The 18,264-nt window shown below is 60.3% G+C and carries 18 protein-coding genes; 8 read left to right on the forward strand and 10 right to left on the reverse strand.

Translation table 11 applies throughout. The features are described from left to right. Positions 1 to 35 precede the first annotated feature (35 nt). The gene (locus GR212_RS23825) at positions 36 to 1,547 is read left to right on the forward strand and encodes an aldehyde dehydrogenase family protein (protein WP_163990178.1); all 1,512 of its coding nucleotides are present in this window, start codon (positions 36 to 38) and stop codon (positions 1,545 to 1,547) included. Between the two features lie 332 nt (positions 1,548 to 1,879). Then, positions 1,880 to 2,929 (forward strand): linear amide C-N hydrolase, encoded by a 1,050-nt coding sequence (locus GR212_RS23830; RefSeq protein WP_246725936.1) that lies wholly within the window; start codon positions 1,880 to 1,882, stop codon positions 2,927 to 2,929. On the opposite strand, the gene GR212_RS23835 is transcribed toward GR212_RS23830, so the two are convergent. Beyond that, positions 2,926 to 3,582: a ChrR family anti-sigma-E factor gene (locus tag GR212_RS23835; RefSeq protein ID WP_163990180.1), complete on the reverse strand. Its 657-nt coding sequence runs from the start codon at positions 3,580 to 3,582 to the stop codon at positions 2,926 to 2,928. The two genes, GR212_RS23830 and GR212_RS23835, sit on opposite strands and share 4 nt — an antisense overlap. Continuing rightward, on the reverse strand, positions 3,579 to 4,157 hold the full coding sequence (locus tag GR212_RS23840) for a sigma-70 family RNA polymerase sigma factor (RefSeq protein WP_348643513.1): 579 nt from the start codon (positions 4,155 to 4,157) through the stop codon (positions 3,579 to 3,581). Before GR212_RS23840 ends, GR212_RS23835 begins: the two co-directional genes overlap by 4 nt. Before the next feature lie 287 nt (positions 4,158 to 4,444). Here GR212_RS23840 and GR212_RS23845 point away from each other — a divergent pair, with 287 nt between their 5' ends. Next, complete coding sequence (locus GR212_RS23845) at positions 4,445 to 4,942, forward strand: TspO/MBR family protein (RefSeq protein ID WP_163990182.1); 498 nt, start codon at positions 4,445 to 4,447, stop codon at positions 4,940 to 4,942. A gap of 37 nt (positions 4,943 to 4,979) precedes the next feature. Here GR212_RS23845 and GR212_RS23850 read toward each other — a convergent pair whose 3' ends face one another. The 5 genes from GR212_RS23850 to GR212_RS23870 are packed head-to-tail and all read right to left on the reverse strand — an operon-like array spanning position 4,980 to position 9,250. Next, positions 4,980 to 5,402, reverse strand: a complete 423-nt coding sequence (locus GR212_RS23850) for a DUF2177 family protein (protein WP_163990184.1) — start codon at positions 5,400 to 5,402, stop codon at positions 4,980 to 4,982. A 33-nt stretch (positions 5,403 to 5,435) separates the two neighbouring features. Further along, complete coding sequence (locus GR212_RS23855) at positions 5,436 to 5,807, reverse strand: DUF2147 domain-containing protein (protein WP_432444401.1); 372 nt, start codon at positions 5,805 to 5,807, stop codon at positions 5,436 to 5,438. A 26-nt stretch (positions 5,808 to 5,833) separates the two neighbouring features. After that, positions 5,834 to 7,069, reverse strand: a complete 1,236-nt coding sequence (locus tag GR212_RS23860; protein ID WP_163990186.1) for an SAM-dependent methyltransferase — start codon at positions 7,067 to 7,069, stop codon at positions 5,834 to 5,836. Next, entirely contained in the window at positions 7,056 to 7,889 is an 834-nt protein-coding gene (locus GR212_RS23865) for a DUF1365 domain-containing protein (protein WP_163990188.1), read from the reverse strand. Before GR212_RS23865 ends, GR212_RS23860 begins: the two co-directional genes overlap by 14 nt. Beyond that, entirely contained in the window at positions 7,886 to 9,250 is a 1,365-nt protein-coding gene (locus tag GR212_RS23870; RefSeq protein WP_163990190.1) for an NAD(P)/FAD-dependent oxidoreductase, read from the reverse strand. Before GR212_RS23870 ends, GR212_RS23865 begins: the two co-directional genes overlap by 4 nt. A gap of 167 nt (positions 9,251 to 9,417) precedes the next feature. Between GR212_RS23870 and GR212_RS23875 the strand changes: the two genes are divergently transcribed. The 3 genes from GR212_RS23875 (at position 9,418) to GR212_RS37240 (ending at position 11,797) form a co-directional block, all read left to right on the forward strand. Then, positions 9,418 to 10,224, forward strand: coding sequence for a DUF1295 domain-containing protein (locus GR212_RS23875; RefSeq protein WP_163990192.1), 807 nt, complete (start codon positions 9,418 to 9,420; stop codon positions 10,222 to 10,224). After that, complete coding sequence (locus GR212_RS23880) at positions 10,221 to 11,249, forward strand: SAM-dependent methyltransferase (protein WP_163990194.1); 1,029 nt, start codon at positions 10,221 to 10,223, stop codon at positions 11,247 to 11,249. The genes GR212_RS23875 and GR212_RS23880 overlap by 4 nt, the downstream gene beginning before the upstream one ends. A gap of 299 nt (positions 11,250 to 11,548) precedes the next feature. After that, complete coding sequence (locus GR212_RS37240; RefSeq protein WP_246725924.1) at positions 11,549 to 11,797, forward strand: hypothetical protein; 249 nt, start codon at positions 11,549 to 11,551, stop codon at positions 11,795 to 11,797. A 3-nt stretch (positions 11,798 to 11,800) separates the two neighbouring features. On the opposite strand, the gene GR212_RS23890 is transcribed toward GR212_RS37240, so the two are convergent. Genes GR212_RS23890 through GR212_RS23900 form a run of 3 tightly spaced genes read right to left on the reverse strand, consistent with a single transcriptional unit; the run spans position 11,801 to position 14,747 of the window. Then, positions 11,801 to 12,976 (reverse strand): (R)-mandelonitrile lyase, encoded by a 1,176-nt coding sequence (locus GR212_RS23890; protein ID WP_163990198.1) that lies wholly within the window; start codon positions 12,974 to 12,976, stop codon positions 11,801 to 11,803. Positions 12,977 to 12,999: 23 nt separating this feature from the next. Continuing rightward, positions 13,000 to 13,737, reverse strand: coding sequence for an SDR family oxidoreductase (locus tag GR212_RS23895; RefSeq protein ID WP_348643514.1), 738 nt, complete (start codon positions 13,735 to 13,737; stop codon positions 13,000 to 13,002). Between the two features lie 26 nt (positions 13,738 to 13,763). After that, positions 13,764 to 14,747: an aldo/keto reductase gene (locus GR212_RS23900; RefSeq protein ID WP_163990202.1), complete on the reverse strand. Its 984-nt coding sequence runs from the start codon at positions 14,745 to 14,747 to the stop codon at positions 13,764 to 13,766. 176 nt (positions 14,748 to 14,923) lie between these two features. Between GR212_RS23900 and GR212_RS23905 the strand changes: the two genes are divergently transcribed. Both GR212_RS23905 and GR212_RS23910 read left to right on the forward strand, forming a co-directional pair. Beyond that, complete coding sequence (locus GR212_RS23905) at positions 14,924 to 15,859, forward strand: LysR family transcriptional regulator (RefSeq protein ID WP_163990204.1); 936 nt, start codon at positions 14,924 to 14,926, stop codon at positions 15,857 to 15,859. A gap of 11 nt (positions 15,860 to 15,870) precedes the next feature. Next, positions 15,871 to 18,258 (forward strand): sensor domain-containing protein, encoded by a 2,388-nt coding sequence (locus tag GR212_RS23910; protein ID WP_246725925.1) that lies wholly within the window; start codon positions 15,871 to 15,873, stop codon positions 18,256 to 18,258. Positions 18,259 to 18,264 lie beyond the last annotated feature (6 nt).

Raw genomic sequence — 18,264 nt, forward strand, 5'->3', positions numbered from 1 at the left:
GCAAGACCCTGAATTTTGAGAGTGAGGACAGCCGCATGACCGCATTCCCCTTCATCGCACCCCGTCCGGATGACCCGCGACTTCTGCAGCAGCGCCGCTACGGCATGGTTATCGACGGCAAATCGGTTCCAGCCCTTTCGGGAGAGACGATCGCCCGGGAAAGCCCGGCGCATCCCGGACGCATTGTCAGCCTTATTCCAAAAGGCCGGCGTGAGGATGCCGAAGGAGCGATTGCCGCTGCACGCCGCGCATTCGACAATGGTCCCTGGCCGAGAATGACCGGCGGCGAGCGCGCCCGCATCATGAATCGCGTCGCCGATCTGATAGAGGCAAATCTCGAAGAGCTGGCGACGATCGAAGCGCTCGAGGTCGGCAAGGCTATCAGCCAGGCGCGGGGCGAGATGGGTTTTTCCGTCAGCCTCTGGCGCTATGCGGCAGGACATGCCCAGGGGTTGGAGGGAGAGGCGCACAATGATCTCGGTGCGAATACGCTCGGCCTGATACTGCGCGAGCCTGTCGGCGTCGTCGGCCTGATTACGCCGTGGAACTTTCCCCTCCTGATCGGCTCGGAGCGTATCCCCTGGGCCATTGGCGCCGGCTGCACCGTCGTCATCAAGCCGAGTGAATTTACCTCGGGATCGACCATCCGCATGGCGGAGCTTGCGCTTGAAGCCGGCCTGCCCGCAGGCGTGCTGAATGTCGTGACCGGCTACGGCGCCGATGTCGGCCAGATCCTGGCCGAACACCCGGACGTGGATGTCGTCAATTTCACCGGCTCGCAGCGTGTCGGCCGCGTGATCGGCGCGCTCGCCGGGCAGAATATCAAGAAGGTCGGGCTCGAGCTCGGGGGCAAAGGTCCGCAGGTGGTTTTTGCCGATGCCGATCTCGATGCCGCCGCGGCAAAGATTTCAGGCGGTGTCTTCCATTGCTCCGGCCAAGTATGCATCTCCGGCAGCCGCTTGATCGTGCACGAGAGCATTGCCGATGCGCTCCTGGAGAAGGTCCGAACCGTGGCGGCTCAGATCGTCACCGGCGATCCTCTCGACGATCGGGTAAATGTCGGCGCGCTGATCCATCAGCCGCATCTCGACAAGGTTGCCGGCTATGTGGCGGAAGGAAAGGCCGACGGCGCAAAGGTGCTGATGGGCGGCGAAAGGCTCGGTGCAGCAGGCGCTTTCTACGCGCCGACCATCTTCACCGATGTCAGCCCAAGGATGACCATCGCGCAGGACGAGATCTTCGGCCCGGTTCTGACGACGTTTCGCTTCAAGACCCCCGAAGAGGCGATCCGGATGGCGAACGACACCCCGTACGGGCTGTCGGCCTGCGTCTGGTCGACGAACCTGTCGACGGCTTTCCAGGCCATTCGGCGCATCAAGGCGGGCCGGACGTGGATCAACGGCATGGGGGACGGCGCCCCGCAGCTGGCGATCGGCGGCTACAAGCAGAGCGGCGTCGGGCGCGAACTCGGGCGGCACGGCTTCGATGAATATTCGGAGCTGAAGAGCGTTCATGTGACACTTTCGGCTTTTCCGGGCTCGGCATAAGCGCGACGGTCGCCCGTATCGACAACACAGGCTGCGGCAATCCGCTGCATTTTGCGATAGCGCATGGAATCGATCGCCGAGACTTTCGGTTGCGGCGGCGTTTCCGTGCGCTATGGTGCGTGACGTGAATGGATGGCAATGCGGGCCCGGTTGTGATCGGCTGCGCGCATTCGCCATCGATTGTGCTATCGGAGCTACGAGAACGACGACTTCACCGGAGGCAACAAACCGTGTCGGGATATCCCGGCCGGCGGAGCCGTGTCGCCGGGCATTCTACTCTTCCCGCAACGTTTCCTGCCAAGGAGTTCATGATGCGTCTTCGCCGGATCAAGATGAAATTCCTCCTGTCATGCCTGGCCTGCCTTTCGCTCGTCTTTTCCGAGGTTGGGGCGGGTGCGTGTACCCGATTGGTCTACCTCGGTCCGAACGGCAATGTGATCACTGCCCGCTCGATGGATTGGAAGAGCGATGTCGCGACCAATCTGTGGATCCTGCCGCGCGGTATTTCCCGCAGCGGCGAGGCCGGGCCGAATTCCATCAAGTGGACCGCGAAGTACGGGAGCGTCGTTGCCACCGGCTATGATGTCTCCACGACGGACGGCGTCAACGAAAAGGGCCTGGAGGCCAATCTGCTCTGGCTGGTGGAGTCCGATTATCCGAAGTTCGACAAAGGTAGCAAGCCGGGTCTGACGATCGCCGCCTGGGCCCAGTATGTGCTCGACAATTTCGCGACCGTCGACGAAGCGGTCGCAGCTCTCGAGAAGGAGCCGTTCACGATCGTGACGGCCAATGTTCCCGGCGAGAACCGCCTGACGACGCTGCATCTGTCGATGTCCGATGCGTCGGGGGACAGTGCGATCGTCGAATATATCCATGGCAAGCAGGTCATCCATCACAGCCGTGACTATCAGGTGATGACGAATTCGCCGACATTCGACGAACAGCTGGCGTTGAACGCCTACTGGAAGCAGATCGGCGGCACCGTCTTCCTGCCGGGCACCAATCGCGCCTCCGATCGTTTCGCGCGGGCGTCCTTCTACGTCAACGCCATACCGAAAGGCGAGGATCCGAACCAGGCTCTTGCCAGCGTCTTCAGCGTGATCCGCAACGTCTCCGTACCTTACGGGCTCAATACGCCCGAGGAGCCGAACATCTCGTCGACCCGGTGGCGCACGGTTTTCGATCACAAGCGCCAGCTCTATTTCTTCGAATCCGCCCTGACACCCAATACGTTCTGGGTCGATCTCAAGAAGATCGATTTTTCCGGGAGCAGCAAGGTCAAGAAGCTGGATCTCGGCGAGAACCAGGACCACACCTATGCCGGCGATGCGACCTCGTCTTTCAAGGAGGCTCCGGCCTTCCACTTCCTCGGGCTGAGCTAGAGGCCAACGAAAGGTTGGAGCAATCGTCCGAGAAAGCCGTGAAAGCGAACATGCCCTTCGATCGCCGCAAGCGATATGCATTCGCCGCCGCTGTCGATGACCGGGCTATGCTCCGCTTCGTCATCGCCTTCGACGAAGTCACCCGGAAAATAGCGATTGTCGCCATCGGAAAACGATCCTGTCAGGACCTGCGTCACCTCCAGGTCGGAGTGTCCGTGCGCCGGCATGCGCTTGTTTGCCTTGACCTTGAGGAGAATGACATTGGCTTCCGGCGCGTAGGGCAAGCCGACACGGCTCAGCCTGACGCCAGGTCCCACCATGCGCCACGGGCCTATGCTGCAGCCGTCCAGCGCAGCCGGAAGCACCAGATTGTCGATCGAGGTCCGTGCCGGTCGCATGCCCGCTTGCGACCGGTTCTCGATCTCGTTCGCATCCAAACGGGAAAGGGCATGGTCGAGAGCCTTCGAAGAAAGCGCCTCGGGTTGCATCTGGGTTAGGATTTCCCCTCCGACCGCTTCAAACGTCGCCGCCCGTCTCCGGCAGACGGGACATCCGCTCAGGTGTGCCGCAACCACGAGGGCGGGACCCGCGGGCAAGGTCCCGGCTGAAAAGCGCAGGAGCGTCTGGTCGCTGGGGTGATGGTTCGCTGTCATAACGTCTCTTCCAGCATGGTCTTCAGCCTGGCGAGCGCGCGCCTTATCCGTGACTTCACGGTGCCCAAAGGCAGATCCAGCTCCTTGGCGATTTCAGCGTGGGGACAATCTCGGAAAAAGGACAATCTTAGGATTTCTTCCTGCTCGGGGCCGAGCGCCTGCAGCGCTGCGTGAACCCTGTCTTCATCCGCCCTGACGAAGATGATTTCCTCTGGAGTGCGCTCCATCGCCGGGATGCTGCTTGGGTCATATTCGGGAGGTTTCTGCGACGACTTTGCCTTGCGCTGGAAATCGATGCGCAAGTTGCGTGCGATGGTGAAGATCCACGTCATGGCGCTGGCGCGGGCGGGATCGAAATAGGAAGCCTTCCGCCAGACGATCAGCATCGCTTCCTGGGCGATCTCTTCTGCAAGCTCGGGCGAAGATCCTGTACGCATCATGAACGCCTTGATCCTGGGGGCTGCGAAATTGAAAAGCTCGGCGAAGGCGTCGCGTTCGCGTGTCGTGGCGATAGCCAGTACCAGCCGGTTCACCTCCTCCGCAGACATGCCTTCGCGGTCGGACACGGTCGTCACCGAAAACCCTCCTCCGACAAGGGCGAGGCGCAGAGGCTTACCAAGGTTATCGTTCTGCAGCGCTGAAACATTCATGTTCCTTGTACGAGAGGCAATGGCGTTTGGATCCCGGGATCCACTGCAGGAGAAAACTCGTATCAGCTTTCGAGAGGAGAAAGAAAGAGCTCCCCTTATGAAGTGTTCGTATTCAAGAACTGCATCGTTGAAGTGGGGACCGCTTCGGGAATGCGGCTTTCCAAACGGTCGGCACTCGCTGCCGACGGGCAAGAGCCGATGAAGGAATGACAATGTCACAGGACGTTATGGAAAAGCCAAGGCCCTGGGTGAATGCAGCGCTGGCGATCGTACCCGTCGTAATTGTTCTGCTGCTTGGGCAATGGGCAACTTTCCCGAACATCGAGGGCTGGTATGCGAGCTTGATCAAACCGGACTTCAATCCACCCAACTGGATTTTCGGGCCGGTGTGGACCTGCCTTTATGCGCTGATGGCCTATGCGAGCTGGCGCATATGGATGCTGCCCGCAGACCTGCAGGGACGGTCGTCGGCGCTCGTTCTTTTCTACACGCAACTCGCGTTCAACGCCGCCTGGTCCTGGGCTTTCTTTGGGCTCAACAACCCGATGCTCGGTCTCATCGACGTCATTCCGCAATGGATCCTGATCCTTGCGACAATACGCGGCTTCCATCGCCTTGATACGTCCGCAGCCTATAACCTCGTTCCGCTCGCACTATGGGTCGCCTTTGCCATTGCGCTCAATTTCGAGATCTGGAGGCTGAACGGCTGAATGGCCTTGCGTCGCCTCGGAGCGCTGCAGCGGCGGCTCAACCATGCCCTCCGGCAGGCCCGACGAGGCGTTCGGTGATCCACTGACCACTCCCGGCAGCAATGCTCGAAAGCAATGTGCCCCATATCAGATCGGCGATGGTGAGCGCAGTCGACCAGTTTCTGAGCGTCGCCTGGTTGGTCAGGTCATAGGTGGCGTATGCCGTGAACCCAAGCACGGCGCCGTAGAGCGATGCCACCGCCAGAGAGCCGGATGTCAGGCCCGGCCGAACAGCCAGGATCGTCAGGCCGCAGGCATAGACCAGGTAGAAGACGAGGGCCGGCGCCATGCGAAAACCGGGCGCCAGCATATCGCCAAGCACGGGTCTGTAGAGCCGATCCGCCATGCTGCTCAGCCAGATAAAATCGATGGCGACAAAGACGATCAGCGTGGCGACATAGGCGACAATATAGGATTTCACCGGAAGCTCCCTGGCGGATGCGCATTCTCTTGGTCAGTTCAGACGCGCCCAATGGACACCCCTGCATATCAGACCCGCGACGATGCAGCCGCGGGTCGTCATGTCATTGCCCTTGACCGACAGCGTGATCCTGTAGGTAAGGTTGCGTTGCGGGTCGAAGGCGGTTCCCGAGTACATGTCGTCGCTGTCGCGCTTTATCGTCATCACCAGCCTGTCGCCGGCTTTCTCGCTGGGCGTGCCCGGTTTGATCCAGGTATTCACCGCACAAATATCCGCGCCACAAGGAGCGATACGGATCTTCGCATTGCCGTCGCCACGGGACCATTGTCCATCGATATCGGCGGCTTCAGCGACGGCCGCAATTCCACATGCCATGATTATCGGTATCCAGAGCATCGACCGCATGTTCCGCTCTCCTGTTTTTCACCGAATTAGCGATGTTCGATCGTATAGAGGCCGACATCGATACTGCCTTCCTCGAAGCCGGCCTCGCAGTAGCAGAGATAGTAGTGCCAGAGGCGTCGGAATCGTTCATCGAAGCCAAGCGCCGCAATCGCGTGCCAGCGCGCGTGAAAACGCGCTCGCCATTCGCCAAGCGTCAGGGCGTAGGACTTTCCGAAATGCTCCTTGTCCGTAAGCGCGAGGCCTGCCTGCGACACCGCCGCTTCGAGCGCGGAAACCGAGGGAAGGAACCCGCCCGGGAAAATATATTGCTGGATGAAATCCGTGCCGTCGCGATAGGAGGCGAAACGCTTGTCCTCGATCGAGATGATTTGCAAGACCGCACGGCCGCCCGGTTTCAGGCAGCGCTTCAGTGCCGCGAAATAGGTCTGCCAATAGGTTCTGCCGACCGCTTCGAACATTTCGACGGAAACGATGCGGTCGAACTGCCCTTCGATGTCGCGATAGTCCTGCAGGCGCAGATCAACCTGCTCCGAGCGCCCGGCCGCCATGGCCATCTCCCTGGCCCAGACCAGCTGCGATGGTGAGAGTGTAACGCCGGTCATTCTGGCATCGGCTCGGCTTGCCAGATCGATCGCAAGAGAGCCCCAGCCGCAGCCGATCTCCAGGATATGTTCGCCGCCGTTCAAGGCGAGCTTTTGCCGAATGCGGTCAAGTTTCCTCTGCTGGGCGGTCTCCAGCGTATCGCCGCCGGCCGGGTCGAATATCCCGGAGGAATAGAGCATCGAGGCGTCGAGCCATTCCTTGTAGAAGTCATTGCCGAGGTCGTAATGCGCCTCGATATTTCGCCGGCTACCGCGTTTCGTGTTGGCATTGAGGAGATGTTTGATGCGATTGAAAAATCGCATCGGCACGCTTCCTTCGACCACGGGCGTCAGCGCCTCGCTGTTTCGCGCGGCGAAGCGGATGACTTCGCGAAGGTCGGGCGTCGTCCAATCCTCGTCCATGTAGCTTTCGGCAAAGCCGATATCTCCGGCTAAAACGAGGCGAGCCAGCATGCGCCAGCGCCTTATGATGATCGTCGCTTCCGGCCCTGGCTGTAAGCCGATTTTTTCGATCGCACCGCCGGAAGGCGACACGATCGTCAGCCGTCCATAACGGACATTGCGCAGCAAGCGCAGAAGCAGTCGAGCGCCGATGCCGAGCCTTCGTGCATCGTAAGCCCGGTCAGCAGGGATAGAGGAAAAATCATCAAGCGGGCTCATGGGCATCGACCTTGCTGCGGGACTCTTCTCCCTTCGTGGAGGACGGACGAACGAACGAAACGGGCTCTTTCGGCGGTGCTGGGCGGGCGCGCAGGCGCATTCCCTTCAGCCAGATCTTCAACGCCTCCCAATGAATGCCGCCGACGACACGCAGCGTCAGGAAAGGAATGGCGACGAATGCTCCTAGAAGGGCAGCATCGGTCAGCCGTTTGCGCCGCGCCAGGTGCCTCGCTGTCATGACGAGCCCGTCATTGTCGAGCGTATCGATACGGATGGAAAGATGATCGGCGGGGGGCAGGACATGAAAGGCGTAGCGCAGATCCATGTCCATGAATGGAGAGACATAGAATGCCTTGTCGCAATGCTGCACGATTTTCGAAGATGAAGCCGCTTCGACCGGGATCATGTAGCCGTGGCGTTCGCCAAAGGTATTGTCCACTTCCCAAAGGATCGCCTTCAAAACGTCATCTCGTCCATAACAGAAAAAGACGCTGAGCGGATTGAAAGCCCAGCCGAGGATGCGAGGCATGGTGAGCAACCTTATCGAGCCGCCATCCGGCTCCAGTCCGGCGCCCCGCATCCTGAGCTCCACTTGCGCCTTCAGATCGGAGCCCGATCCATCACCGCGATCCCTGCGATAAAAGGAAAACAGGTTGAAGCGGTCGATTGAAAGCAGGCGGAGCGACGCATCCATCTCGTCGAGTTCATCCAGGTCAAGCAATAGGGAATAGATGCGATAGTTCAGCCTGTGCGATTTCGGCCGAAGGCGTGCATGCGTGACAGATCCCGGATAGAGGGCCGAACACAATTCCTTGCTCATGCCAGCGCCTCCTGCGGGTTGATCGGCGAATGCAGTGGCTTGCGCACGATGCGGGCGCTCTCGTGCATCACCTCCCACGGACGTCGCACGCCGCCCAAATCCTCGGCGACCGCCAATCCCGCCTGGATGCCGTCCTCATGGAAGCCCGCGCCGAAATGCGCCCCGCAGAACCATGTTCGCCGAACGCCCTGCAGCGACCAAAGCTCCCGTTGAGCCTCGTCGGTCGCCATGTCGAAAACCGGATGTTCGTAAACCTCTCGGTGGATCACGGCTTGCTCTTTTGGAGCGCGCTGCGGATTCAAGGTCACGAAAGTCGGCGGCGCATCTCCCAGGGATTGCAGTCGGTTCATCCAGTAGGTGATCGAGGGGCCTTCGCAACTCCCATGCCTTTCCGCCACATAGTTCCAACTCGACCAGGCCGCGCGACGCTTGGGCATGAGGCTGGTGTCGCCATGCAAAACAGCTTCGTTTCGGGAATAGCGAAAGGCGCCGAGAATGCGCCTCTCGTTGACATTTGCATCCGGGAGCATGCCCAGCGCATCGTTTGCGTGGGTGCCGACGACGACATGATCGAAAACATGACGGCCTCCGCGCATATCCTCGATCACAACGCCACCGGGCTTGCGATGAATTGTTTTCACGGGTGTCGACAACCGGATGCGACCCTTGAAGCCTGCTGTCATGCGGGCCACATATTCGCGGCTGCCGCCCTTGACCGTGCGCCAGACCGGCCGGTCCCACAGGTTGAGCAGACCATGGTTGCGGCAGAATTTCACAAAGCTGGCTGCCGGATAATCGCCCACCTGCATGGCCGGCGTGGACCAGATTGCAGCGGCCATCGGATAGAGATGGTCCTCACGAAAGGCGCGGCCGTAACCGTTGCGCGCGAGATATTCGTCAAGAGACATGCCGCTCATCGTCCGCAGTTCGCGTGGCGCATTGCGGTAGAAGCGCAGGATATCGCGCAACATCGACCAGAAGCGAGGGCTGACGAGGTTCGATTTCTGCGCAAGAAGCCCACCTGCGGTCCCGCCGGCATATTCGAAGGCGCCATCGTCAAGCGAGACGGCGAAAGACATGTTCGAGGCGACCGTCGGCACATCCAGGGCGCGGAACAGGGCCGTCAGGTTGGGATACGTGACCTCGTTGTAAACGATGAAGCCGGTGTCGACCGCAACCCGGCCGTTCGCGCTTTCGAATTCCACGGTGTTGCTGTGACCACCCAGACGGTCAGCCGCCTCGAAGATCGTGACGTCGTGGCGCTGCGATAGAAGCCATGCCGCCGAAAGCCCGGAAATGCCGCTTCCGATCACGGCGATGCTCAATCGCCCTTTGTCCGTCGTTCGCTCATTTTGGTCCATCAGATCCTCTGGTCCGGCCGTTTTATGTTGGCTTGTTTGAGAGATACGAAGGGAAGCGGCGGCTGGTTTCGCTTTTTGCGCGTTTTTTTCGACGGGACGAAACCAGGCCGGGATCGCCGCCGTAAATACAATGTCAGAACGGCAAGCAGCCCAAAGCGAGCAAATGGATGGACGGTCGTCTTCTCGTTGTCATAGCCATCGGATTGTCCTTGGCGATGGCCGCAGCGTGGTACGTGCAGCGTGTGACCCGCCGCAGCGGCTGGATCGACACCGTCTGGTCTTGCGCCGTCGGATTCGGCGGGGCGGCCACGGCGATGTATTCCGCCGGACCTTTTCAGCGCCGCCTTTGCGTATTGATCATCATCGTCGCCTGGGGAGCGCGGCTTGCAAGCCACATTGGCTTGCGCACCGGGGTGGGCATGGAAGATCCGCGCTATGCAAGCCTGATGGAGCAATGGGGAGACAATGCCGCCTTGCGGCTTTTCCTCTTCCTGCAGCTACAGGCCGCGGCCGCCTTCGTTCTGATCCTCTCCGTTCATCTGGCTGCAGCCAATGGCGCCGGCTATCCGCGTCTCCTGGACATAGTCGCGATGCTCGTCGCCATGGCGGCTCTTGTCGGGGAGGCCGTATCGGATGCGCAACTGGCGCGTTTTCGCAGGTCGCAGCAGAGCGCGACCGAGGTGTGCGAGGCCGGTCTATGGCGATACTCCCGCCATCCGAACTACTTTTTCGAATGGCTGTTCTGGTGCTGCTGGCCGCTCTTTGCCGTTTCCGCCTCGCACTGGAGCTGGCTGTCGGCACTGGCGCCGATCATGATGTACTGGTTGTTGGTGCATGTTTCCGGCATCCCGCCCCTTGAGGAGCATATGTTGCACTCCCGCGGCGAGAAATTTCGCGCGCTGCAGCGTCGCGTCAACGCCTTTTTCCCGGGACCTCGCAAGGGCGGCGTCCGCACATCAGGAGACTTTCCATGAACATGCTGGCCTTTGCCATCAATACGGTCGAGCGCGCGCCGCTCAGCGACGGGATGACGCTTGCAGGGATCGATCTCCTTTGCGGTCGCACGAAGCGCCGTCTGGCTGCGATGCCGGAAGAGGTGGAGCGCCGCTTCGTCGAGACGATGGACCGTTTTCCGGTCGCGACCCATACGGAAATGGCAAATCGTCAGCATTACGAGGTTCCGGCGGAGTTCTTTGCCACCGTTCTGGGGCCGCATCGGAAATATTCCTGCTGCCTTTACCCATCCGCCGACACGACGCTGGCGGAAGCGGAAATTCATGCACTTGCCGCGACTGTGGCTCACGCCGAAATAGAGGATGGCATGAGCATTCTCGAGCTTGGATGCGGCTGGGGCTCCCTGTCGCTCTACATGGCGCAACGGTTCCCCAAGGCTCGCATCACCTCGGTGTCAAATTCGATCTCGCAGCGGCAATATATTGTCGACCTCGCAGTCGAGCGCGGGCTCACCAATCTTACTGTCATTACCGCCGACATGAATGATTTTGCCACGAGCGAGCGCTACGATCGCGTGGTCTCGGTGGAGATGTTCGAGCACATGTCGAACTGGCGTGCTTTGCTGGAGCGCGTCCATGGTTGGGTGATGCCGGACGGCAAGCTCTTCCTCCATATCTTTACGCACAGGAACCGGTCTTATCGGTTTGACCACGAAGATCCGGCGGACTGGATTGCGCAACATTTCTTTACCGGCGGCGTCATGCCGGCCAGAGACTTGCCGCATCGCTTCAGCGATCTGTTCTCCGTCGAACGAGAATGGTTCTGGTCTGGAACCAACTATCGTCGGACCGCGCTCGATTGGCTTGCCAATTTCGACGGCGACGTCGATCGCATCCAGTCGGTTTTTTCAACAGTCTACGGCGGTGACGCCAGGCTATGGCAACGCCGCTGGCGTCTGTTCTTTCTGGCAACGGCCGGGCTTTTTGGCCATGACGACGGCAACGTCTGGGGCGTCGGTCACTATCTGTTGAGGTCATCCGCGTGAGCGCAAGGCGCGAGCATGACCCGGATCCCTTGACCCGGGCAAGCCTAACCGTCGCCTGGGTTATCCTGGCGAACAAGCCCTTTTATCCCCTATACGTATGGTGGCTCGTCGGAAGTGGGGTCGGGGCCTCGCTGGCCACGCTTGTTTCCGTTCCATTCTTCCTGATGATACCACTTCTCGCCGGCCGATTTCCCTTCGGTGCACGGCTTCTCCTCCCTTTGATAGGCACGCTCGACACGGTTTTCGAAAGCTTCGTTTTCGGAAGGGCGTCCGCGACGCTGTCGTTTCTGGCGCCATGCATGGTTCTTGGGATTATCTCCTTTCATCCATCCGAGGCGCGATGGCAGCGTTGCCTCGTCGGCTTCATCTTCATCTGCTTTGTTGTCGCCTGGCATTTCGTCGGGACGCCGATATTTCCCTGGGACACCGGCCAGCTTGCCACCCTGTTGAATATCAATGTCCTTGCTGTCGGCAGCCTCCTGACATTCATCGGCTGGCGATATGCCGGACTGCGATCTTGCCAGGATGCTGGGCCGCCGCTCCCATGAATATCATTGCCGGGAGGCAAGCCCAGCGCGGTATTCTTTGTCCGTAACCTTCTCCATCCATATGACGGAACTCCCGTCGAGCGCTTCGGCAACCGCGAAATGGACCATGGGTTCCGTGGCGCTGGCGCCGTGCCAGTGACGCAGATGCGGAGGAATCGAGACGATATCGCCGGGACCGACTTCTTCGATCGATCCGCCCTCCTTCTGGACCCAGCCCTTGCCGGAAACGATGTAGAGTGTCTGGCCAAGCGGGTGCGTATGCCAGGCCGTGCGTGCTCCGGCGGAGAAGGAAACGGTCGCTCCGCCGATCCTCGCGGGCGCGTCCGCCTGAAAGCGCGTGGAAATGCGGACCTGTCCGGTGAAATAAGCGTCCGGACCCGCAAGGCCTTCATCCGGTTGGCAACGAACGATCCGGAGATCGCATTCGGCCGGCGGCTGCGCGCCGGTTTGTTCCCCGCGTGCGGTAAAGACCTTTTCCAGTACCGGAACGGCGGACATGGAGCGAGGCCAGCCGACATAGAAGCCGAGATGCGCCGCCGCCTCGCCGATTTCGGCACGAGTGAGGCCGTTGTCCATGGCCCGGTTGGCGTGGAAGGGAAGCTGTTCCGGCTGGCCGATGGCGATAAGTGCCGCCATCGTGACAAGGCTGCGATCTCGCGGCGCCAATTCGGGACGCTGCCACAGGTCGCCGAAGAGGACCCGATTGGTGAGTTCGGCAAGTAGCGGAGAGGTCGGTGCGACGTGTGCATTGACAGCGCCCGCCCGTGCCGCTTCCGCAGTCGCCTCGAGTTCGATCCGCGCCGCCTCGCTGCAGGCAATGGGGCCTATCTCGAGCTCGTCGAACACCGTCTTTACCTCAGCGACGGCTGACATGGCGTTCGGCCAACCAGAATAGAAGGCGAGATGGGTAATGACTTCACCGATTTCTTCCGCCTTGATGCCATTGTCGAGCGCGCGGCGCACATGGCTGCGGATCTGCGCGAACTTGCCGGTCGAGATAAGCGCGGCAACCGTCACGAAGCTGCGGTCGCGAGCGCACAGTTCGCCGCGCTTCCAGACTTCGCCGAAAAGCACGTCATCCGTAAAATGGCCGAGGCCGGGAGCGATCTCATATACGGCGGCCGGAGCGACGCGTCCGCCGGGATTGTGGGATAGCGTCTGAGGCGTGGTTCTTGTCATGGCCGTTCCTTCTGATCCGTTTCTCACAATTCCTGCGCGGTCGGACGGAACAGGATCTCATTGATGTCGAGTTCTTCCGGCTGGCTGATGGCGAAGGCGACGATGCGGGCGAAATTGTCGGCCGGAATGGCAACGGCTTCATAGAAATCCTGGATGCCCTTGGCGACGTCCGCCTCGGTGATGCTCCCTGGCAGTTCGGACTGAACCGCGCCAGGCGAGATGATGGTGGTGCGGATATTGTAAGGCGTCACCTCCTGACGCAGCCCTTCCGAGAGCATGCGCACGGCGGCTTTCGTCGCGGCATAGACAGCGCTGCCGGGGCGGACCTTGTGACCGGCCACCGACGAGACGTTGATGATGTGGCCGCTCTTCTGCGCTTTCATGTGAGGCAAGGCGGCGGCAATGCCGTAGAGCACACCCTTGAGGTTGACATCGATCATCCGATCCCAGTCCTCCACCTTGCCGCGCTCCAGCGGAGAGTGAGGCATCAGGCCCGCGTTGTTGAGGACGACGTCGATGCGGCCATGCAATTCGACGGCGCGGTCGACCAAGCGCTTCACCTGGTTCCTGTCTGTGACATCCGTGCGTACTGCCGCGCCTTCCGGCAGTTTCAGCGCGTCGACCAGCGCTTCCAGGCGGTCCAGGCGGCGCGCGCCAAGCACGACCTTTGCGCCTTCGTTGGTGAGATAACGGGCGGTTTCGGCGCCGAGGCCGCTCGATGCGCCGGTGATGACGACGACTTTGCCTGCAATGTTTTCCACGAGATGATCCTTCTTTCCTTGTTCTTTCAACGGCTGATCCGGGCCGCAGCCGCCCCGGAATAGCGATCGCCGGCGATCTTGATGGTCTTGAGCTGTGTTTCTATGGCCGCGAGGTCTTCGGCGCTCAGCGGGACCGCGGCAGCGCCCAGATTTTCCTCGAGCCGTTCCAGCCTGGTGGTTCCGGGAATGGGGGCGATCCACGGCTTTTGCGACAGCAGCCACGCAAGCGCGATCTGGGCTCGCGTGCAGCCTTTGGCGTCGGCAATGCGGCCCAGCTCGTCGACGAGCTGCTGGTTGGCGCGGCGGTTTTCCTCGGAGAAGCGCGGAACTTGACGGCGGAAATCCGTCTCGCTGAACGCGGTACTGTCGTCGATGCTGCCGGTAAGGAAGCCCTTGCCGAGGGGGCTGAAGGGCACGAAGCCGATGCCGAGTTCCTCAAGAGCCGGCAGGATCCCGGCTTCAGGCTCACGCCACCATAGCGAATATTCGCTTTGCAACGCTGTCACCGGCAGCACGGCATGGGCGCGGCGGATCACGGCGACACCCGCCTCCGACAGGCCGAAATGCCTGACCTTTCCGGCGGCGATCAGGTCCCCGACCGTCCCGGCCACCTCCTCGATTGCCACGTTCGGATCGACACGATGCTGATAGAACAGATCGATCCGGTCTGTGCGGAGCCGCTTCAACGCCTCGTCGCAAACCTGCCGGATGCGTTCGGGGCGGGAGTCCATGCCCGCGGTGCTATCTCCGTTCCGAAATCCGAACTTGGTGGCGATGACCACCTCATCCCGGACGGGCGCCAGCGCCTCGCCGACCAGCTCTTCGTTGACAAACGGGCCATAGGCTTCGGCGGTATCGAAGAAGGTGACACCGCGCTCGTGTGCCGCGCGGATCATCCTTATGCCGTCGTCCCTGGAAACGCCGGAACCATAGCCATAGCTTAGCCCCATGCAGCCATAGCCGAGGGCGGACACTTCGAGGCCGCTCGCACCGAGCACACGTTTTTCCATTCTGATCTCCTTTCAGCGCCCGGCGATCCGCCCGACCGAGCGGACATTCCGGTGTCCAGCGGCGCTCGCGCCGCAACACAGGACGCATTCGATTGCCGTCGGCATTCAAAATAGAGCGCAAACAGTTTATCTATTAGCGGGAAAATCACGCATGGCTCTATCTTGGAAATTCATGAATGCATCGGAACGAATTTGGTGACCTCGCAGCTTTCCTCGCTGTTGCAGAAGACCGCAGCTTCACAAGGGCGGCAGCACGGATGGGCACGTCACAATCCGCCCTTAGCTATACGCTCAGGCGGCTTGAAGAACGGCTCGGGCTTCGGCTCCTCAGCCGGACCACGCGCAATATCGCTTTGACCGAGGCCGGCGCGAAATTGCTCGCGACACTGAAACCCGCTTTCGACGATATTCGCGGCAGTCTCGCCTCGTTGGACGAATTGCGCGAGACGCCATCCGGCACCATCCGCATCACGTCAAGCCGCAGCGCGGCCGATGCTATCCTCATGCCAGTTGCCCGCGAGCTGATGGCTCAATATCCCGATCTCAACGTCGAACTCTCGGTCGATGCGAAACTGACGGATATCGTGGGCGAGGGATTTGACGCCGGCATACGATTGGGAGAGCAGGTCGAGAAGGATATGATCGCGGTTCGCATTTCTCGCGACATGCGCATGGCGGTCGTCGGATCTCCCGCCTATTTCCAAAAACATCCTAAACCGAAAACACCGCACGACCTGACGGTCCATAACTGCATCAATTTGCGGCTGCCCACCCTGGGCGGCCTCTATGCCTGGGAGTTCGAAAAGAAGGGCAGACCGCTGAACGTCAGGGTCCAGGGACAGTTTACCTGCAATGACGTGCTGACGATCATCGACGTTGCCCGCAATGGGCTCGGACTGGCCTGCCTCCCCGATGACACGGTACGCGTCGAACTCGAAAACGGGAGGCTGGTGCGGGTGCTCGAGGACTGGTGCCCTCCGTTCCCCGGCTATCATCTCTACTATCCAAGCCGCCGACAGAACTCACCCGCCTTCAACCTCCTGATCGAGGCGTTGCGCGGGCGGGCGTATCCCCCGCCGCCGGACCAGCATTCTCCCAAAGGTGTGCTTTAGATGACATTCATTTGACATCCGCGGGTAAGCACTCGTTCACCATGACTGCAGCTTGGGCCCGGCAGCGAATCGACGTTCACCTGAGGATAACCTCAGGACCGCAGAATGGTCCTTCACATCTGTTCCGAGGAATCCCGTTGACTAAAGGCGTTATTGCGGATGGCGAATTGCCAATCTCATTGTCAGAGGTCGAGCTAGCCTCGCACGCGGCAATTCTGCACGGGAGGCCTGAGAGCCTTCAGCGTGATATCGACATGGTCGAGCGACAATATTGGCTCGAGAACGTGATCAACCAAATCCCCGACTACATATATGCGAAGGACCTCGAAGGGCGTTTTTTGTTTGCGAACCAGGCAGTCGTCGCCAATAACGGATTGTCCCATCTGGCGGATTTGGTGGGGCGGACGGATTTCGATTTCCTGCCGCGCCATGTGGCGGAAACCGCAGCGGATGTCGAGCGTCGTGTAACCGAAACCGGGTTGCCGCATTTCGGCAGCGAGGAACTGGCGTTTCGGGGCGGAGGCGAACGATGGCTGATGTTCACGCGCGTTCCGTTGCGGGACGCGTCCGGAACGATCGTGGGCGTTGTCGGGGCTTCCCGCGATATCACGGCGCAAAAATCGGCGGAACGACGGATGCGCTCCCAGTCGTATCTCCTCGAAATGATAGCGCGTGGGACGCCGCTTGCCGATTTCCTCGATGAACTCGCGCGAATGATCACAGGATTCTCGGAGGATGTGCATGCGGCACTCCTGACGATCAGGCCAAATTCAGGCCAGCTGCGCATGGTTGCCGCGCCCACCTTGAACGAGGAATATCAAAGGCGCGTCAATGGGGTATCTATCCTTCCCGTTACCGCTAATCTCGCGATGATCGAGGCGGCCCTCAAGCTTGCCTTTGATCAGGCGGGTATCTCTGAACTCGACCATCAGTGCCATTGCTTGCCAATTTCCGATGCAGACGGTCAGATCGAAGGCGTGCTCGCACTCTACTCGTCTGAGGCCTCCCGGTCTCAGCCGGGTTTTTCCGACTTCGTTTCGATTGCCGTACACATGGCCGGGATCGCAATCAGCCGCCATCGCGCCGAGGCACGGATTCGGTTTCTTGCCGATCATGATCCTCTGACGGGGATGGCCAATCGCGCGTTGCTGGATCGAAAGCTCACCCTTGCAATGCAAAAAGCCGATTTGCGAGGAGGGGAGGTCGCGCTGGCATTCCTTGATCTCGACAACTTCAAGCTCGTCAACGATAGCCTCGGCCACTCGGTGGGAGATCAACTCCTGAAGATCGTAGCCGACAGGATCTACGAGCTCATAGGCGATCACGGCTCTCTCGCCAGAATCGGGGGAGACGAGTTTGTGATTATTCTTGAGTCCATGGATATCAAGAGCTGTCTGGGGCTATTGTCAGCGATAAGAGAAGCCGTCGCGCGCCCGATTGCACTCCACGAGATCGAACTCAGAATAACCTGCAGCATCGGCGTCGCCACTTATCCGAGCCACGGCAAGTCTGCGGGAGACCTGCTCGCATCCGCCGATATGGCCATGTATCGCGCGAAGGAGCTGGGCCGCGATGGCATCGCTTTGTTCACGGCTGAAATGACTGCAACCGTCCGAAGAAAGCTCTCCCGGACCGACGAGCTCCGCCAGGCGATTCTTCGCGACGAGTTCGTGCTTCACTACCAGCCGCAGGTCGATGTCCAAACGGGCAGGATCATCGCGGCCGAAGCGCTGGTCCGCTGGAATCATCCGTGCGAAGGCCTCGTCTTTCCGGATGATTTCATTGCGCTTGCCGAAGAAACCGGCCTAATCGTGCCGATCGGCGAGTGGGTACTGCGCACGGCATGCAGCCAGGCCAGGACATGGCAGGAGCAAGGGCTCGGATCAATCAGAATCAGCGTCAATGTTTCCGCGAGACAGTTCCAGGAAAGGCGCCTGATCGAGACCGTGGCGGCTGCGTTGAATGAGACCGGGCTCGATTCCTCATGGCTTGAGCTTGAGATCACCGAGAGCCTGATCATGAAGGATCTTGCCGGTTCGATTGCCAGAATGCACGAATTGGAAAAGCTGGGCGTAAAGCTCGCGGTCGATGATTTTGGAACAGGCTATTCAAGCCTCAGCGCGCTCAAGAGGTTTCCATTGTCGCGTCTCAAGATCGACCGGTCATTCATCGCTGATATTCCGCACGACGCCGATGATATGGCTATAACCTCGGCGATCATCTCGCTTGCCCAGAAGATGGGCCTCGAGGTGGTTGCCGAAGGTGTCGAGACGGAGGAGCAGGCTCGGTTCCTTGTCGAAAGCGGTTGCAAAGAGGCGCAGGGTTACCTCTATAGCCGGCCCATTGAACAGGAGCGCTTCAGCCGAATGCTCGAGAGCAACGGCCGCGATCATCCCTGAGCGGCT

The organism is Martinezella lusitana (assembly GCF_010668395.1).
In the GTDB taxonomy this organism is placed as follows: Bacteria; Pseudomonadota; Alphaproteobacteria; order Rhizobiales; family Rhizobiaceae; genus Rhizobium; species Rhizobium lusitanum_A.

What these genes read in the sequence shown, in the direction of transcription:
- GR212_RS23825 (WP_163990178.1), top strand. Translation starts at nt 36, where the DNA reads ATGACCGCATTCCCCTTCATCGCACCCCGTCCGGATGACCCGCGACTT.
- GR212_RS23830 (WP_246725936.1), top strand. Translation starts at nt 1,880, where the DNA reads ATGAAATTCCTCCTGTCATGCCTGGCCTGCCTTTCGCTCGTCTTTTCC.
- GR212_RS23835 (WP_163990180.1), bottom strand. Translation starts at nt 3,582, where the DNA reads ATGACAGCGAACCATCACCCCAGCGACCAGACGCTCCTGCGCTTTTCA.
- GR212_RS23845 (WP_163990182.1), top strand. Translation starts at nt 4,445, where the DNA reads ATGTCACAGGACGTTATGGAAAAGCCAAGGCCCTGGGTGAATGCAGCG.
- GR212_RS23855 (WP_432444401.1), bottom strand. Translation starts at nt 5,807, where the DNA reads ATGCGGTCGATGCTCTGGATACCGATAATCATGGCATGTGGAATTGCG.
- GR212_RS23860 (WP_163990186.1), bottom strand. Translation starts at nt 7,069, where the DNA reads ATGAGCCCGCTTGATGATTTTTCCTCTATCCCTGCTGACCGGGCTTAC.
- GR212_RS23865 (WP_163990188.1), bottom strand. Translation starts at nt 7,889, where the DNA reads ATGAGCAAGGAATTGTGTTCGGCCCTCTATCCGGGATCTGTCACGCAT.
- GR212_RS23870 (WP_163990190.1), bottom strand. Translation starts at nt 9,250, where the DNA reads ATGGACCAAAATGAGCGAACGACGGACAAAGGGCGATTGAGCATCGCC.
- GR212_RS23875 (WP_163990192.1), top strand. Translation starts at nt 9,418, where the DNA reads ATGGACGGTCGTCTTCTCGTTGTCATAGCCATCGGATTGTCCTTGGCG.
- GR212_RS23880 (WP_163990194.1), top strand. Translation starts at nt 10,221, where the DNA reads ATGAACATGCTGGCCTTTGCCATCAATACGGTCGAGCGCGCGCCGCTC.
- GR212_RS37240 (WP_246725924.1), top strand. Translation starts at nt 11,549, where the DNA reads ATGGTTCTTGGGATTATCTCCTTTCATCCATCCGAGGCGCGATGGCAG.
- GR212_RS23890 (WP_163990198.1), bottom strand. Translation starts at nt 12,976, where the DNA reads ATGACAAGAACCACGCCTCAGACGCTATCCCACAATCCCGGCGGACGC.
- GR212_RS23900 (WP_163990202.1), bottom strand. Translation starts at nt 14,747, where the DNA reads ATGGAAAAACGTGTGCTCGGTGCGAGCGGCCTCGAAGTGTCCGCCCTC.
- GR212_RS23905 (WP_163990204.1), top strand. Translation starts at nt 14,924, where the DNA reads ATGCATCGGAACGAATTTGGTGACCTCGCAGCTTTCCTCGCTGTTGCA.